At 61.1% G+C, this 15,408-nt stretch carries 18 protein-coding genes; 3 read left to right on the forward strand and 15 right to left on the reverse strand.

Annotated features, from left to right (window positions below):
- Nucleotides 1–26: 26 nt before the first annotated feature.
- From PTZ19_RS12210 to PTZ19_RS12265, 12 genes are all read right to left on the reverse strand, one after another.
- The gene (locus tag PTZ19_RS12210; RefSeq protein ID WP_276354769.1) at nucleotides 27–1,343 is read right to left on the reverse strand and encodes an anti-sigma factor domain-containing protein; all 1,317 of its coding nucleotides are present in this window, start codon (nucleotides 1,341–1,343) and stop codon (nucleotides 27–29) included.
- Complete coding sequence (gene sigI / locus PTZ19_RS12215) at nucleotides 1,340–2,143, reverse strand: RNA polymerase sigma-I factor (RefSeq protein WP_276354770.1); 804 nt, start codon at nucleotides 2,141–2,143, stop codon at nucleotides 1,340–1,342. The genes PTZ19_RS12210 and sigI overlap by 4 nt, the downstream gene beginning before the upstream one ends.
- A gap of 165 nt (nucleotides 2,144–2,308) precedes the next feature.
- Nucleotides 2,309–2,734, reverse strand: coding sequence for a hypothetical protein (locus PTZ19_RS12220; RefSeq protein ID WP_276354771.1), 426 nt, complete (start codon nucleotides 2,732–2,734; stop codon nucleotides 2,309–2,311).
- Nucleotides 2,735–2,940: 206 nt separating this feature from the next.
- The gene (locus PTZ19_RS12225) at nucleotides 2,941–3,489 is read right to left on the reverse strand and encodes a peroxiredoxin (protein ID WP_276354772.1); all 549 of its coding nucleotides are present in this window, start codon (nucleotides 3,487–3,489) and stop codon (nucleotides 2,941–2,943) included.
- Between the two features lie 143 nt (nucleotides 3,490–3,632).
- Complete coding sequence (gene leuB / locus PTZ19_RS12230; RefSeq protein WP_276354773.1) at nucleotides 3,633–4,712, reverse strand: 3-isopropylmalate dehydrogenase; 1,080 nt, start codon at nucleotides 4,710–4,712, stop codon at nucleotides 3,633–3,635.
- A gap of 148 nt (nucleotides 4,713–4,860) precedes the next feature.
- Complete coding sequence (locus tag PTZ19_RS12235) at nucleotides 4,861–5,697, reverse strand: phosphatidylinositol-specific phospholipase C/glycerophosphodiester phosphodiesterase family protein (RefSeq protein ID WP_276354774.1); 837 nt, start codon at nucleotides 5,695–5,697, stop codon at nucleotides 4,861–4,863.
- 74 nt (nucleotides 5,698–5,771) lie between these two features.
- Entirely contained in the window at nucleotides 5,772–6,068 is a 297-nt protein-coding gene (locus PTZ19_RS12240) for an MFS transporter (RefSeq protein WP_276354775.1), read from the reverse strand.
- A 242-nt stretch (nucleotides 6,069–6,310) separates the two neighbouring features.
- Entirely contained in the window at nucleotides 6,311–7,507 is a 1,197-nt protein-coding gene (locus tag PTZ19_RS12245) for an aminotransferase-like domain-containing protein (RefSeq protein ID WP_276354776.1), read from the reverse strand.
- A 138-nt stretch (nucleotides 7,508–7,645) separates the two neighbouring features.
- Nucleotides 7,646–8,638: a ketol-acid reductoisomerase gene (gene ilvC / locus PTZ19_RS12250; RefSeq protein WP_276354777.1), complete on the reverse strand. Its 993-nt coding sequence runs from the start codon at nucleotides 8,636–8,638 to the stop codon at nucleotides 7,646–7,648.
- Nucleotides 8,639–8,817: 179 nt separating this feature from the next.
- Entirely contained in the window at nucleotides 8,818–9,300 is a 483-nt protein-coding gene (ilvN, locus tag PTZ19_RS12255; protein WP_276354778.1) for an acetolactate synthase small subunit, read from the reverse strand.
- On the reverse strand, nucleotides 9,297–11,042 hold the full coding sequence (gene ilvB / locus PTZ19_RS12260; protein ID WP_276354779.1) for a biosynthetic-type acetolactate synthase large subunit: 1,746 nt from the start codon (nucleotides 11,040–11,042) through the stop codon (nucleotides 9,297–9,299). Before ilvB ends, ilvN begins: the two co-directional genes overlap by 4 nt.
- Before the next feature lie 3 nt (nucleotides 11,043–11,045).
- Nucleotides 11,046–11,252, reverse strand: coding sequence for a hypothetical protein (locus PTZ19_RS12265; RefSeq protein ID WP_276354781.1), 207 nt, complete (start codon nucleotides 11,250–11,252; stop codon nucleotides 11,046–11,048).
- Nucleotides 11,253–11,542: 290 nt separating this feature from the next.
- On the opposite strand from PTZ19_RS12265, the gene PTZ19_RS12270 reads away from it, so the two are divergent.
- A complete protein-coding gene (locus PTZ19_RS12270) occupies nucleotides 11,543–12,019 on the forward strand; it encodes a GNAT family N-acetyltransferase (protein ID WP_276354782.1) in 477 nt (158 codons plus the stop codon).
- Nucleotides 12,020–12,077: 58 nt separating this feature from the next.
- On the opposite strand, the gene PTZ19_RS12275 is transcribed toward PTZ19_RS12270, so the two are convergent.
- The 3 genes from PTZ19_RS12275 to PTZ19_RS12285 form a co-directional block, all read right to left on the reverse strand.
- Nucleotides 12,078–12,329: a hypothetical protein gene (locus tag PTZ19_RS12275; protein WP_276354784.1), complete on the reverse strand. Its 252-nt coding sequence runs from the start codon at nucleotides 12,327–12,329 to the stop codon at nucleotides 12,078–12,080.
- Between the two features lie 125 nt (nucleotides 12,330–12,454).
- Nucleotides 12,455–13,105, reverse strand: a complete 651-nt coding sequence (locus PTZ19_RS12280) for a DUF2306 domain-containing protein (protein WP_276354785.1) — start codon at nucleotides 13,103–13,105, stop codon at nucleotides 12,455–12,457.
- A 1-nt stretch (nucleotide 13,106) separates the two neighbouring features.
- On the reverse strand, nucleotides 13,107–13,268 hold the full coding sequence (locus PTZ19_RS12285) for a hypothetical protein (RefSeq protein WP_276354787.1): 162 nt from the start codon (nucleotides 13,266–13,268) through the stop codon (nucleotides 13,107–13,109).
- 179 nt (nucleotides 13,269–13,447) lie between these two features.
- Here PTZ19_RS12285 and PTZ19_RS12290 point away from each other — a divergent pair, with 179 nt between their 5' ends.
- Entirely contained in the window at nucleotides 13,448–14,137 is a 690-nt protein-coding gene (locus PTZ19_RS12290) for a response regulator transcription factor (protein WP_276354789.1), read from the forward strand.
- Entirely contained in the window at nucleotides 14,134–15,198 is a 1,065-nt protein-coding gene (locus PTZ19_RS12295) for a sensor histidine kinase (protein WP_276354790.1), read from the forward strand. Before PTZ19_RS12290 ends, PTZ19_RS12295 begins: the two co-directional genes overlap by 4 nt.
- Nucleotides 15,199–15,408 lie beyond the last annotated feature (210 nt).

Raw genomic sequence — 15,408 nt, forward strand, 5'->3', positions numbered from 1 at the left:
CTTGGGGCAAAAAAACGGCGGCCGCGTCAATCTCGGCGGCCGCCTTGCGTGTTCCCGTCCGTATCGGGCTGACCCTTGCCCCATTTCGGCGGCGGTTTCTGATCCCGCCGGGGATTGTCCCACTTTTCATCGTTCTTTCCGCGATCTTGATCCTTGCTTTTCTCTTTGCCCGTATCCTTGGACTTGTCCTCGCCTTTGTCCTTATCCCTGTCTTTCGCCGTATCCTTGTTCCCATCGTCCTTCTTCTTGTCGATGCGGTCCTTGTCTACGTCGTCCTTTTCGTTGTCCTTGTCCGAGCTTTGGCGCCCGCTCGGGAATTTGCCTGGCGCAATGCCCGGCTCTTTCCCCGCGTTCGATGAGCCGGCATGGCCCCGTTCGGAAGAAGGGGCGAGGTCCGGGTTCCGGCCGTTGCCGTTCTTGCCCGGTTTGCCGTTCTTGTCCGGCTGCCCGTTGGACGTCGGAGAAGCATCCGGCGTTCGATTCTTTTTCTTTTTGCCTTTCTGCTCGTCGAGCAGCTTTTTCCAAGCCGATTGGTCCGTCGTATCGATCTTCCCGTCCTCCAGCACCTGCTCGAGTCCGCCCAAGGACGAAGCGATCGTTTTCACGGATTTTTCCTTCAGCTCGGCCAGAGGCACGTCGTGTCCCGCGCTTTCGGCCGCGAGCCAGACGGCCATTTTTCCGGAAGAGACGCCGTTTTGCTTCGCCTCCTCCCGGACTTCCGCGGGGAGGAATACCGTCTCGACCGTTAGGGAGCCGGAGGCGGAAACGTCGGAGCCGCTCTCCTCCGTCCCCGCTTCCTTCAGGATCTGCTCGATTTTCCCGGTAACCTTCGCTTCCCATTGTTCGTCGACTTTGCGCAGCCGTACGCTGGCGATGACGATTTCCCCTTCATCGGCATCCAGGATCTTGGATGCCGTGAGCTTGCCCGCGAGCGTCCGGGTCACCTCTTCCACGGACTTCTTGCGATAGGCGACACGCGATACGAGAGCTTCCGCGTCTGAATTGAGCGCCTTAAGTTCCAGCACGCGTTCCTTCGCGTCCAGCCCCATTTCGATGCTGGGGTTGATGTCCATCGACACGTAGGCGACGACAGCCGGCGTTCGGAACGACCAGAGCGAAAACGCCAACAGGAGCAGTACCGCAGCGGATGTTCCGGCGGCAGCCCAACGCCCCCGGCGGCGAATGCCCGCCCTTCCCGCTGCCGGCAGCCTGTCCGCTTCCGACCAGGCGATCTCCTGTCCCACGGCAACGTCCCCGTCCGCTTTCACGCGGACGAATTCTCCGTCCGGCGTAAGGACGACGGCGGATCCGCCGCCTTTTTCCATCACCGTTCCCCGCCTCATGGCCGTTCATCCTCCCCGCTCGCGCGTTCCCCTGCTATGTATGCTTTCAAGCAGGGGTACGGTCCGCCTGCGATCAGCGATACGGCAATCAAATATTTCCGGTGGCGTTCCACCGTCTTGCGTGATACGGTTTCCGCGGCGCACAGCTCCTTGACCGGCAACTGGCGTTTTTCCCGGAGCATGCGGTACCATTCCGGCGTTTCGGCGATTTTCCGGCCGATCCTCAGCAGCGTCTGCCGGGAATCCCGATGCCGCGGCGAACCGTCCGCCAAATCCTGAAACCGGATCTCGAACCGGGCCAACTGTTCGGCCAAGGCGGTGATTTCCTCCCTGCGCCGGTCGGCATCCCGGTCCAGCTCGTATGCCTCCAAGGCAGCCGCGTTCTCGATCCGGCTGAGCTCGGAGCCTCCGTTCTCGTCTTCGCCGGTAAAGGCGCTGTATGGAATGGCCGAAGCGTGACGTTTCTCCTGCCGCGCGTAATCGATCAACCGTCGCGTCATGACCGTTCTCGCGAAACCGATGAACCCGCTCCCCGCTTCCGGGGAATAACGGTTGATCGCTTCGTCGAAGGCCGCGAGCGCCACGCTGAACTCGTCGTCGTATGCGGGATCGACGTACCTCCCGCAAAATCGGCTCGCCGTCTTGGCGACGAAAGGGCGATACGACGCGATCAACGATTCCCGAAGCGATTCGTCCCCCGCCTGGATCGCCTTGACCATCTCTTCCGCCGTTTCCCCGCCGTTCGGGTCATCCGCCGGAGCCTGCCGGGCGAACCATTTTTTCCAAAGTACGAGAAGCACCCGCTCACCCCGCATTCATACCATTCGTCATCCCTCGCCGCTTTAAGGGGGTCATTCGTCCGACAAAATAAATAAACGCCCCCGAAGCGGAATCGTTGCGCTTCGAGGGCGGATGGATTTCGTTCCGACCGTATATGAAAGGCAGGGGTTTCCAATCCGGCGAAGTCAGATCGGCCCGCCGGAAGTCCGTTTCTGCCGCAGTTTATGCCTGCGTTGGCTCAGCACGCCGAGCCTCCGTTTCAGCTGCCGCTCCCATTCTTCGTCTCCCAGCTGTTTGGCGAACGAGAGCAGGTCCAGCGCCATGTCGATCTGGTTCTGCACGACTTGCATCGGGTCCTCGTTCTCATGGTTCACGCAGTTCTCGTGCAGCGCTTTGTCGGACTCGTCGACGTAGTCGTGGAAGTCCACCTCCGAGGCTCCGTCCCCATGCGCGTATTCGGCCAGGATATCGTATTCGTTCTCTACCAAATAATGCACTTCCACCCGGTGGCATACAGGGCAGAACAGAATGGGCACGTTATGGATCCGTGTCCGGTAATGCTTGAGCGTTCCCTTCGTTCCGATCATGCTGGCTCCGCAACAAAAGCTCATCGGGTTTCCCTCCTTGCCTCAGGCATCCGGAATGATCCTTCCCATGCGAGGATGAATGGTATTCACTATATTCGGCCTTCGATCCGGGGATTCCTGCCGGGAACGGATGGAGGTAAAAATTTCAGCCAATGGCCGAATAAGTCCGGATAGAGAAAACAACTCCCCGGAGCGTTCCGGGGAGCATGTTTTTGGATCGATTTCAGGTCTTACTTCGCGACCAGGTGGGCTTGTCCAGGCTTCCAGTTCATCGGGCACAGGCCGCCGGATTGCAGCGCCTGCAGGACGCGGAGCGTTTCTTCCACGCTGCGGCCGACGTCGTTATGGTTGACGACTTGGTATTTGAGCTCGCCTTCCGGGTCGATGATGAACAGGCCGCGAAGCGCAACGCCTTCTTCTTCGATCAGGACGCCGTATTCGCGGGCGACTTCCTTCGTGATGTCGGAAGCCAGCGGGAAGTTCAGCTTGCCCAGGCCGTTGTCGTTCTTCGGCGTGTTGATCCACGCGCGGTGGCTGTGCTTGCTGTCGACGCTGACGCCCAGAATCTCGGTGTTCAGCTTCTTGAATTCTTCGTACGCGTCGGACAACGCGGTGATTTCCGTCGGACATACGAACGTGAAGTCCAGCGGATAGAAGAAGAATACCAGCCACTTGCCTTTATAATCGGACAGCTTAGCCGTTCCGAAGTTCGTGCCGTCTCCGAGAGCCGTTTCCATGTTGAAATCCGGTGCCTTGCGACCTACCAAACGTTCTGCCATCTCTCCATACCTCCATCCAAATTCTAACCGGTCATTGCCGGTATTATCTTGTCACGAAAAAATGTTATCATTCTCGTTGGGCAGCGTCAAGATAGGAGCGATTCTTTTTTAAGAATCATTCTTAATGATGTCGATCCGGTGAATCAGCGCGTCATGGCAGCCACGATCAGATCGCCCATCGCTTTCGTGCCGATCGCTTTGCTGCGGTCGACGGCGATGTCGCCGGTGCGGTGACCCGCGTCGAGCACGTTTTTGACCGCGCGCTCGATGGAGTCGGCGGCATCCGCATAGCCGAACGTCAACCGGAACATCAAGGCGACGGAGAGGATCGTGGCGATCGGGTTCGCGATGCCTTGGCCGGCGATGTCCGGGGCCGAGCCGTGTACCGGTTCGTAAAGGCCGAAGCTTCCCTCGCCGAGGGAGGCGGAGGACAGCATGCCGATGGAGCCGGTCAGCATGGCGGCTTCGTCGCTCAGGATGTCGCCGAACATGTTCTCGGTCACGATCACGTCGAAGCTGGAGGGACGGCGGAGCAGCTGCATCGCGCAGTTGTCGACGAGCACGTGCTCGAGCTCGACGTCCGGATATTCGGGAGCGATGCGGTTTACCGTCTCGCGCCACAGGCGGGACGTCTCCAGCACGTTGGCCTTATCGACCGACGCCAGCTTTTTGCGCCGCGTGCGGGCGATCTCGAACGCTTGACGGACGATCCGCTCGACCTCGCTTACGTTATAAACGCACGTGTCCACCGCTTCTTGGCCGTTCGCGCCGTCCCGGCGGAACTTGTCGCCGAAGTAAATGCCGCCGGTCAACTCGCGCACGACGATGAGGTCCGTGCCTTCCAGCACTTCCGGCTTCAGCGTCGACGCGTCCTTCAGGCAATCGAACACGACGGCGGGACGGATGTTGGAGAACAGGCCAAGCGCTTTGCGGATGCCGAGCAGGCCGGTCTCCGGGCGCAGCTCCTTCGGGTTGTCGTCCCATTTGGGTCCGCCGACGGCGCCGAGCAGGACGGCGTCCGCGCCTTTGCACAGGTCCAGCGTCTCTTGCGGCAGCGGCGTTCCCTTCTGGTCGATGGCGATGCCGCCGAACAGGCCGTGCGACAATTCGAACGAGTATCCGAACAATTCCTCCGAACGCTTAAGTACCTTTTCCGCTTCCGCGACGACTTCCGGACCGATCCCGTCGCCCGCGATCACGGCGATTTTCTTCGTTTCTGCCATAAGTTTCGTACACTCCTCTTCGCATTGTCCGATTGGACCACTATGTCAGTTTTAGCATATTATCGGCTCAGAGGCAAAATAGATAAAAACTATGAATTCCATAGGCTGCGGCTATCCGGCGAACCCGGGACGGGATTCGGGGCATGGTTCACCCGCCTGCGCCTGGGGCCAAAAAATCCGTGTAGATGCCATCTACGCCCGTTTCCCGGAGTTCGGCCGCTTTCTTCGGATCGTTGACCGTATGGACATAGACCCGTGTGCCCGAACGCTTGAGCTCGGAGACGAATTGCGGGGAAACGCGGAAAGCCGGCATGGCGACGGCTCGGATCTTCGGAGCTTGACGGACGAAACGGAGAACTTCCTCATTCGCAGCCTTCGAGGCATATAAAGTCAAAATATAGGAAGGAAAAGGCCGGATCGATTCGAACATGCGGTACGTTTCCGGATCGGGAATTTGCGGGACGATGCGCTCCGGAACGCCCGGAAACGGCGACGCATCCGCTTCGGCGGCGAGTTGCCGAAGGGCGCGTGCCCGCGCTTCCGGACCCGGGTCCTTCATATCGAGCACGAGCCGGACATCGGGGTGTCGTTCCAACAGCCCGACGATGCCGCCGGCGTCAAGCGGACGGTACTTGCCGCCGACCGGCGACGAGCGGAACGCCTCCCGGGAAACCGGCATGGCCCGGTGCGCCTCCGCGATACCGCGGCCCAGCGTATCGCGGAAATACCGCTCCCAATCATGAACGGCCGCCACCCCGCCGTCCGAGGTCAGCCGCAAATCGACTTCGAACCAGCGGAAGCCTTTCGCGTAATTGGCCGTGAACGCATCTTCGGAGTTCGTCAGCGTCCGGCCGTCGATTCCGCCCATCGCGTGCGCGACGAGCCGCTCTCCGTCCAAAAATCCCGTAGGGGAATCCATTCCCGGAGCCATCAAGGAGAGCAAAACCAGGCAGAGGAACATGACGGCACCTCCAACGTTTGCCAAAATCTTTTCGTCCCCTTTATATTGTGCCAACAGAAGAAAATCCAGCGGTTCTCTCCGAAGTCTTCGCCTGCCGGCTAAGCCGGTCGTGACGACGATCCTGATTGACGCGCCGCCGGATCGGCCATTCGCGCGCCGCCCATCAACGCGCTGGCCAGCAACCCGGCCGCGACGAATCCCGCGCCGACGGCGAACGTCTGCCAGATGGATTCGCGGAACGATCCCAGCACGGTGACGCCGACGGTGCCGCCGATCGAACGGAAAAACTGGTTCGAAGCGGTCGCCGTTCCGCGATGAACGCTTCCCGCCGCCTGCTGCGCCGCCGTGCCCATCGCCGGGTAAACGGCTCCCGCGCCAAGCCCCGACAGCACCATCCAGGCGACCGCATGTCGGCATCTTGATGCAGTGGCTGGCGCAAGGGCTGCCGTACACGCCGTTGTACGTAGCCGCGCAGCTGACGAAGCTGCACCTGCTCGGCCCGACCCGCGTGTTCCTGGGCGATACGCCCTTCTGATCCCCTAAGCCATCACTACCGGCTTAACCGGCAGCACCGAGGGGTTGCGGATCCGAAAGAAAAGCCGCCCTCACGCAGAGGACGGCCTTCGATATGCGCTGCTTACCGGACCAAAACGCTCTCCATCGCCTGGGACAGCCGGTTCATGCCCAGGATCGTGTTGTCCGAATCGTTGTGGGTGAAGTTCATCCGCAGCGTATTGACCCTCGGGCTTTCCGCGTAGAACGTCGCTCCGGGGACGAACGCGACGCCGAGCTCCACGGCGGTTTTCAGCAGCTGGGCCGAGTCGATCGACTCCGGAAGCTCCAGCCAGAAAAACATGCCGCCCTTCGGCTCCTTCCAGGTGACGCCAGGCCAATGCTTCTCTTCCAGCAGCCCGGCCATTTGACGCATGCGCGCCTCGTATTCCGTCCGAACGAACCGGATATGGGCGTCCAGGTCGAAATGCTCGAGCAGCTGATACAGCGTCTGCTGGTCCAGCGAGCTGGAGTGGAGGTCGTTCGCTTGTTTCGCCCGGGCGATGTTCCGGATGAGATCCGGATCGCCGATCACCCAGCCGGTGCGAAGCGCGGGAGCGACCGTCTTGGAGAACGTGCTCGTGTACACGACGCAGGAGCCGGACGGGTGTTGATCGAGCGAGAACAGCGTCGGATAGGTGACGGATTCGTCGCCGAACTTGAGCTCGCCGTAGGGATCGTCTTCCAAAATCAAGGTGCCGGAGTCCCGGCAGAGCTGGAGCGCTGCCTTGCGGCGTTCCAGGCTCCAGGCTTGGCCCGTCGGATTGTGGAACGTCGGGATGGCGTACATCATTTTCGGGCGGTACTGCCGGATTTTGGCGGCAAGATCGTCCGGATCCATGCCGTCCGCGTCCGTGTCCACCGACACGACCTTCGCGCCGTAGGATTGGAACACCTGGATGGCGGACAAGTAGGTCGGGCGCTCCACCAGAATGACGTCGCCCTCGTCGATGTAAATCCGCGTGAGCAGATCGATCGCCTGCTGGGAGCCGGTCGTCAGCAGCATGTCGGCCGGGGTGACGTTCATTCCCTTGCGCGCCATGCGGCGGCAAATGCTTTCCCTCAGCGGCAAATAACCTTCCGTCAACCCGTATTGCAGCGCCCGGTTGCCCTGCGCCAGCACCCTTTCAAACGCTTCTCCCACCGCTTGGACCGGAAAATGCTCCTCGGCCGGCAGTCCTCCCGCGAACGAGATGATGGAGTTGCCTTGCGTAAGCTTTAAAATTTCGCGAACGGCCGACGAAGAGAATCGGTTCAGCCGTTCGGAATATCGGTAATTCATCGGGATTCCCCCCTATCGCGCCCCAGCGCGGATGATGCCAAGCTTAGATGACGAAATCAACGTCCGAAAGATGGAGGCTGTCCACCCGTGTCATATTGACCATGAGGGACAGCCTCCAATCGGAACTTTGCGAATCGATTATTTCTTCAGCCAGCTCATCAGGCCGCGAAGCTGAGAGCCTACGACTTCGATCGGATGCTCGGCTTCGTTGCGGCGGGTTGCCGTCAGGAACGCGCGGCCGGTTTTGTTTTCCAGGATGAAGTCGCGGGCGAAGCGACCCGATTGGATGTCGGCCAGGACGGCTTTCATCGCTTTCTTCGTTTCGTCCGTCACGATGCGGGGACCGGTGACGTAATCGCCGAATTCCGCGGTGTTGGAGATGGAGTCGCGCATGGCCGCCAGGCCGCCTTCGTACATCAGGTCGACGATCAATTTCAGCTCGTGCAAGCACTCGAAGTAGGCCATTTCCGGAGCGTAACCCGCTTCGACCAGCGTTTCGAAGCCCGCTTTGACGAGTGCGCTCGTGCCGCCGCAGAGAACGGCTTGTTCGCCGAACAGGTCGGTCTCGGTTTCTTCCTTGAAGGTCGTCTCGATGACCCCGGCGCGGGTGCAGCCGATGCCTTTGGCGTAAGCCATGCCGATTTCGAACGCTTTGCCCGTGCCGTTCTGATGGATCGCGATCAATCCCGGAACGCCGAAGCCTTCGACGTACGTGCGGCGGACCATGTGGCCCGGCGATTTCGGAGCGACCAGCAGCACGTCGGCGTCAGCCGGAGCGACGATTTGGCCGAAATGCACGTTGAAGCCGTGGGAGAACATGAGGGCCGCGCCTTTTTTCAGGTTCGGCTCGATTTCGTCCTTATAGACGGCCGCTTGGGTTTCGTCCGGCATCAGGATTTGCACGACGTCCGCTTTGCGCGTAGCGTCTGCGACGGAGAGCACTTCGAAGCCGTCGTTCTTCGCTTTGTCCGCGGATTTGCCGGGACGCAGGCCGATGATGACGGACAGGCCGCTGTCGCGCAGGTTTTGCGCTTGGGCGTGGCCTTGGCTGCCGTAGCCGATGACGGCGATCGTTTTGCCTTTCAGCGCGCCGATGTCGGCGTCTTTGTCGTAGTACAAGTTTACTGCCATGGGAAAATAGCCTCCTTAATATTGTGTTGCCAGATATGGCGACCCTCGAAGCGGGCGTTCCAACGGCGGCATGCGTCCTGCGGCGCGGTTTCGCTTCCGCGGCTGGAACCCCCGCTCCGACGATTGCTTGAAGCGGGACAATAGCAATGCGTTACCGCATCGGCGCAGATATAAACCGGTTACCGATTGCCGCGGGCCATCGCCGTCACGCCGGTGCGGGACAGCTCGCGGATTCCGTAAGGCTTCAGCAGCTCCACCATCGCGTCGATTTTCTCGGTATCCCCGACCACCTGGACGATCAAGGTGGAGGGACCGATGTCGACGACGGCGGCGCGGAACGTCTCCACGATGCCCAGGATTTCCGGGCGGGCGGAAGGCTCCGCGGAAACCTTGATCAGGCCGAGCTCCCGCGCGACCATGGGGTTGGCGCTGACGTCGATGACTTTGATGACGTCGATCAACTTGTACAATTGCTTCTGGATCTGCTCCACCGTCCGGTCGTCGCCTTGCGTGACGATGACCATCCGGGAAAGCCCCGGCTCCTCGGACGAGCCCACGGTGATGCTCTCGATGTTGAAGCCGCGGCGTCCGAACAAGCCGGACACGCGCTGCATCACCCCGGGCTGGTCGTTGACCAGGATGGAGATCGTATGTTTGCTCATTCGGCATCCCCCATGATCATTTGGTCGATCGTGCTTCCTTGCGGGACCATCGGATACACGTTTTCTTCCTTGCGGACGACGAATTCGACGACGGCCGGGCCCGGATGCTTCAGCGCCGCTTCCCAGGCCTCGCGGGCTTCCTCTTTGTTCGTCGCGCGGAAGCCTTTGACCCCGTATGCTTCGGCAAGCTTGACGAAGTCCGGGCTGCCGGCCAGGTCGATGTGGCTGTAACGATTGTCGTAAATCAGTTCCTGCCACTGGCGGACCATGCCGAGTACCTGGTTGTTCAAGATGGCCACTTTGACCGGAATGTTGTTGATCGCGCAGACGGCCAGCTCCTGCGAGCACATCTGCATGCCGCCGTCGCCGTTGATGGAGACGACCGTACGTCCCGGATTGCCCATCTGGGCGCCGATCGCGGACGGGAAACCGTAGCCCATCGTGCCGAGGCCGCCGGAGGTGACCCAAGAGCGCGGCTTCTTGAACGGATAGTATTGCGCCGCCCACATCTGGTGCTGGCCGACGTCCGTCGTGACGATGGCGTCGCCCCCCGTCGTCTCGTGGATCATCGAGACGACCCATTGCGGCCTAAGCTCCGCTTCGGAGTCCGTGAAGCGGAACGGCTTCTCCGCCTTCCATTGCTGGAGCTGCGCGCGCCAGGCATCGGCTTTGGCCGCGAACTTGGCGGATTGGTTGGCGATTTCGAGCACGGCCTTGACGTCTCCGACGATCGGAATGTCGGTCGGCACGTTTTTGCCGATTTCGGCGGGATCGATGTCCACGTGCACGATTTTCGCGTTCGGGGCGAAGCCGGAGAGCTTGCCCGTCACCCGGTCGTCGAACCGGGCGCCGATGTTGATCAGCAGGTCCGAGTTCTGGATCGCCGTGTTCGCGGTCCAAGTGCCGTGCATGCCGGGAAAGCCGAGATGAAGCTCGTGGCCGCTTGGGAACGCCCCGAGGCCCAGCAGCGTCGTCGTGATCGGGATGCCCGTCTTCGTAACGAACTCGAACAGCTCTTCATGCGCTCCCGAGTAGACCGCGCCGCCGCCTACGAGCAGCAGGGGCTTCTCCGCCGTTTCGATCGCCCGCAGCATTTTGTCCACCTGGCCCCGGTTCGGCAGAACGGTCGGATTGTAGCCTCGGAGGCTCACTTCCGTCACGGGCTGGAACAGCGCTTTCTGCGCGGAGACGTCCTTCGGAATGTCGATCAAGACCGGACCTTTGCGGCCGGTGTTCGCGATGTGAAATGCCTCGTGGATAACGCGCGGTAAGTCGGCCGCGTCCTTGACGAGGTAGCTGTGCTTCGTGATCGGCATCGTGATGCCGACGATGTCGGCTTCCTGGAACGCGTCCGTGCCGATCAGGCTGGTCGCGACGTTGCCGGTAATCACGACCAGCGGCACCGAATCCATGTAAGCCGTGGCGATTCCCGTGACCAGGTTCGTCGCGCCCGGACCGGAAGTGGCGATGCAGACGCCGACCTTGCCGGTCGAGCGGGCGTAACCGTCGGCGGCGTGGATGGCTCCTTGTTCGTGACGGGTCAGCAAATGGTTGAAGTCGGAAAAACCGTACATGGCATCGTAGATGTAGAGCACCGCGCCCCCCGGATAACCGAAGACGCAGTCGACGCCCTCCAACAGCAAGCTCCGGAGCAACATTTCGGACCCCGTGATGACTTCCGGCTTGCTCCATTTCTCGATCAATTCTTCCTTGGATTTCAGCGTGGCACTTTGCGCGCTCATCCGTCATCCTCCTTTCAAGGTTGCGATGCTGGTGATGAAATAAAAAAGCCTCCCGACCCGAACGCCGATGAACGACGTTCTGGGACGAAAGGCTGTTGCTTCCGCGGTACCACCCGGATTTGCCGCGCACCTTGCGATGGCGGCCTCAGAAGGAACGGTGACGGCATTGGCCGGCCACTTCGCACCTTCGGCGCGGATAACGAGCGCCACTCCGATTTCCCCTACTGGCGCCGATCGGCGGTTTCAGGGAAACAGCTCCGAGGAGACTTCGCGGTACAGGGATTTTGGCATCGGTCGCAGCAATCCCGACGCTCTCTGAGCAAAAGAGCCCTCACGCTTTATCCTCATCATGGCTGTTCAACTTGTTCGATGACTAGGTTTCATTATATGCTTCGCCAGGTCATCCGTCAATATGCGGGCGTGATGAAAAATTGGGGGACCGGACCCGGACGTTGCCTCATACGATATCGAAACACGTCCATGGAGGAGGTTGGGCAGCGGTGCCTTTGATCCGTTGGAGGCAGCGGGGGGACGAAGAGGCCATCTTCCGGTTGGTCAAAACCGAGCTCGTGCCGCTCTCATCGCGCCCAGGCATGCGGGACGGCCGGCTGCGCCGCGAAATCGCCGAGCGCCTGCGACGCGGAATGACGTTCGTGGCGTCCAGGAGCGCAGGAAGCGAACCCTTCGCCTTCGTGCACATGGAGCTCCATCGAAACATTCTGTTCATCGATTTGCTGGCCGTCGATTCCGCCGAACAGAATCACCGGTGGGGTACCCGGCTGATGGCCGAGGCCGAGAGGTTCGGCCTCTCCCGCGGCTGCCGCGAAGCCCGGCTGTTCGTGGACGACACGAACGTACGCGGCCTTCGCTTCTACACGAAGTTGGGTTATGCGGGCGTCCGGCATATTCCCAGCGCCAAATGCTACGAGTTGGCAAAGCCGCTCGCGGCGCCGACGGCCATGACATGGGCCTTCTGAACAGGATGAAAAGCCGGCCTGCGGACCGGCTTTTCATCATGCCTTCCTATGGAACGGCTTACCACCAGAATCCGGGAAAGCCGAAACCGAAGCCGCCGAAAGCAAACGGCGCCGTTCCGATGGCCAGCACATCGAACAACGCCAAAGGAAGGATCGCTTTCGTCTGCGCTTTGTCACCCGGCGGCTCCACGATCAGGTCGTTGCCGTTGATTCGCACCAGTCGGCCAATCACGAGGGATCCGTCCCGTTTCACGGCGTAAATGTGTTTGCCGACCAACGATTCGGCTTGGGAACGAGAAACAGAGGACATACATGCAACCTCCTTTCCACCAGGCCCCGGAGGCCGTTGTCCTCCATCCTATGGAAATCGGCAGCCGCTTGATTGTACCACTGTCCTTCCGGCACAAAAATCACGCCGTGACTTAAGCGGTATCGTTACGACGGGATGTCGGCCCTCGCTTTCGGCGGATAAGGCGGCAAACGGATGACTGCTTCAGCCAGCAGCATAAGCCCGACGATCGTGCCGATGACGCCGCAGGCATAGCCGGTTCCGTAACTCAGCCCGAATAAGCCTCGGAACATGGCCGACAACGCGTGGATACACACGTTCGTAAAGCAGAAGACGTAACTGCGGACCATCCATCTGCGGTGAAGGTCAACCTGTAGCCTCCGGATATGCGCGAATGCGGTCAGCGTAATGCCGATCCACAGCAAGTTGAGCAAATTGAAGGCGATGCCGGCGGCTCGACCGCCCGTGGCATAAGGCGCCATATATCCGGAGGTGATGCATACGGCAAGCACGCAGAAGATATATGTATAGCCGGCCGCGCGGTGAAGCTTCCGGTTCGCCCGTCGGAGCCGGCCGGAAAAATTCATGGCCCCGGCCGCGATGGCCAAGCATGCGGCGGCGACATGAAGATCCAGGACGCGAAGCCAGACCGGAAGCCGGATTTCGCGGCGAAGCCCGGTCTTATGGCTCAGGAATTCGGCGGCCCCGGGATCAATGAACCAGTGGACGAGCAACGCCCACAATACGGAGACCGCCGCCAATGCGACGACGATTCGATACGCCAATTTGCCGTTCAAGTTACCGCCCCCTCCCGCCGAATTCGGTTTCGCCGACATGCGTCTTCGGCTCGCGGTCCGCCCGGCTGCCGAAGCCTTTCCCGCCTCGCAGGCGAGCAAACCGAAAAGCGGCGAAGCATAACAGTGACGCCCCGTACAGAAGGGCGATCGATCCGATTCCCATAACCCCGTCTCCTCCTCTTCCCAAAATGAACGATGGGTACAGTGTAGCCTCCGATTGTACCGAAACGCGCGCCCAAACCGTCACGAAACGGTCAACGAACCGTCCCAGAAACGTGAACGGCGTTTTCGCCGGGAAAAGAAGTGGTAGAATGGGAGGAGATCAAAGGCGGTGGAAAAACGGTGACGGAACGGCAAACGGTGATGGTCGTCGACGACGACCCGAGCATCGTGGAATTGTTGAGGGACTTTCTGGAGAACGACGGATTTCTGGCGGTGACGGCCTGCGACGCGGAGGAAGCGCTCGAGAAGTTCCGGCAAGACGAGCCGCAATGCGTGCTGCTGGACATCATGATGCCCGGGCAGAGCGGTTTCGAGCTTTGCCGGACCCTTCGCGAGACCAGCGACGTGCCGATCTTGTTCCTGAGCGCGCGCGGCGGCGACGTGGACAAGATCCGGGGGCTGGGGCTCGGCGCGGACGATTACATCGTCAAGACGGCATCCCCCGGCGAGGTCGTAGCCCGCGTGAAAGCCGTGCTGCGGCGGTACCGTCCTTCCCGGCCTCACGTTCCTCCGATGCTCCAAGCCGGGCGGCTGAGCTTGGACTTCGCCGCCCGCGCGGTGTATGCCGACGGACGGGAACTGCCGCTGACGCCTAAGGAGTACGACCTGCTGCGGCTGTTTTGCGAAAATCCCCGCCAGGTGTTCACCTACGAGCAGCTGTTGGACCGGTTTTGGGACGGCGTCGGCGACAAGCATACGGTCCGCGTCCATATCGCCCGCCTGCGCGAGAAAATCGAAATCGACCCCGAGCGCCCGCGGTATTTGGCGAACGTATGGGGAGTCGGCTACCGGTTCGAGGCCAAGCCATGAACAAGACGGTTCGCGTTCGCAAATTCATGTTGGCCTTCCTGCTGCTAACGCTGACGGTTCTATGGCTGGCTTACGTTGCGGTTCATTACGCGGCGACAGGGACATGGAGCGTCGCGTCGTCCGATGGACACCCGGGACTCCGGATCGTTCTGCCGGCCGGATTGCTTCTGGTGCTGCTCGCGGCCGGGTATGGGCTGCGCCGGTTGATCGTCAAGCCGCTGGAGGCGCTGAGCCGGTCGTCCCGGCAAATCGCCGAGGGCGATTGGGACATCACGCTGCCCGAATCGCGCATCGCCGAAATCGCCCAAGTACGCGACGGCTTCGAATCGATGGTGGAAAGCCTCCGCGGCTCTTTCTCCCGGCAAGCCGAGCTTGAAGAAGAGCGGAAATTTTTCATCGGCGCGATCGCGCACGATCTGCGGACGCCGTTGTTCGCGCTGAAAGGGTATTTGGACGGATTGGAGCAAGGGATCGCCGCCACCCCGGAGCAAATGAAGAAGTACGCGGCGGTATGCAAAGAAAAAGCCGGCCAAATCGACCGGCTCGTGGAGGATCTGTTCGCTTTCTCCAGGACAGAATATTGGGAGGCGGCTCCGCTTCGCGACCCGTTGGATCTCGCAACGGTGCTGCAACAATCGGTCGAGAGCGTGCGGCGTCAGGCCGATGAGAAAAGCGTCGCGATCCTGCTGGACGACGGCGGGGAAACGCACGGGATCAGAGGCGACGCCCATCTGCTCGAGCGCGCCATGAACAACTTGCTGGATAACGCGATTCGGCACACGCCGGCGCAGGGACGGATCTACGTGCGCTGCCGACGGGATCGCGGCGGAACGACGGTCTCGGTCCGGGATACGGGAGCCGGTTTTGCCCCGTCGGATCTGCCGCGCGCGTTCGAGCCGCTGTACCGCGGGGAGGCGTCCCGAAACCGGTCCACTGGGGGCGCCGGCCTGGGGCTCGCCATCGCCCGCCGCATCTTCCGCGCGCACGACGGCGACCTGACGGCGGGCAACGATCCCGAAGGCGGCGCGGTGCTGACGGGGCGGCTTCCCGCCGCGGAATAGGCAGCCGCCTGCCAACAGCCCCCGCTGCCGACAGCCCCGCTGCCGCCTGACGGCAGGTCCCGCTGCCGCCTGCCGCCAGGTCCCGCTGCCGATAGGCTAAGGATGATTTGATCAAGTGCCAAAGTACACTTAAAGTCCGGAAAATCGGGATATTTTCGAGTCTCAAGTGCCTAAATGCACTTCATTTGCGGATTTTCCCCGCTCCTGCGT

The sequence above is a fragment of the Cohnella caldifontis genome (assembly GCF_029360585.1).
GTDB classification, from domain to species: domain Bacteria; phylum Bacillota; class Bacilli; order Paenibacillales; family Paenibacillaceae; genus Cohnella; species Cohnella caldifontis.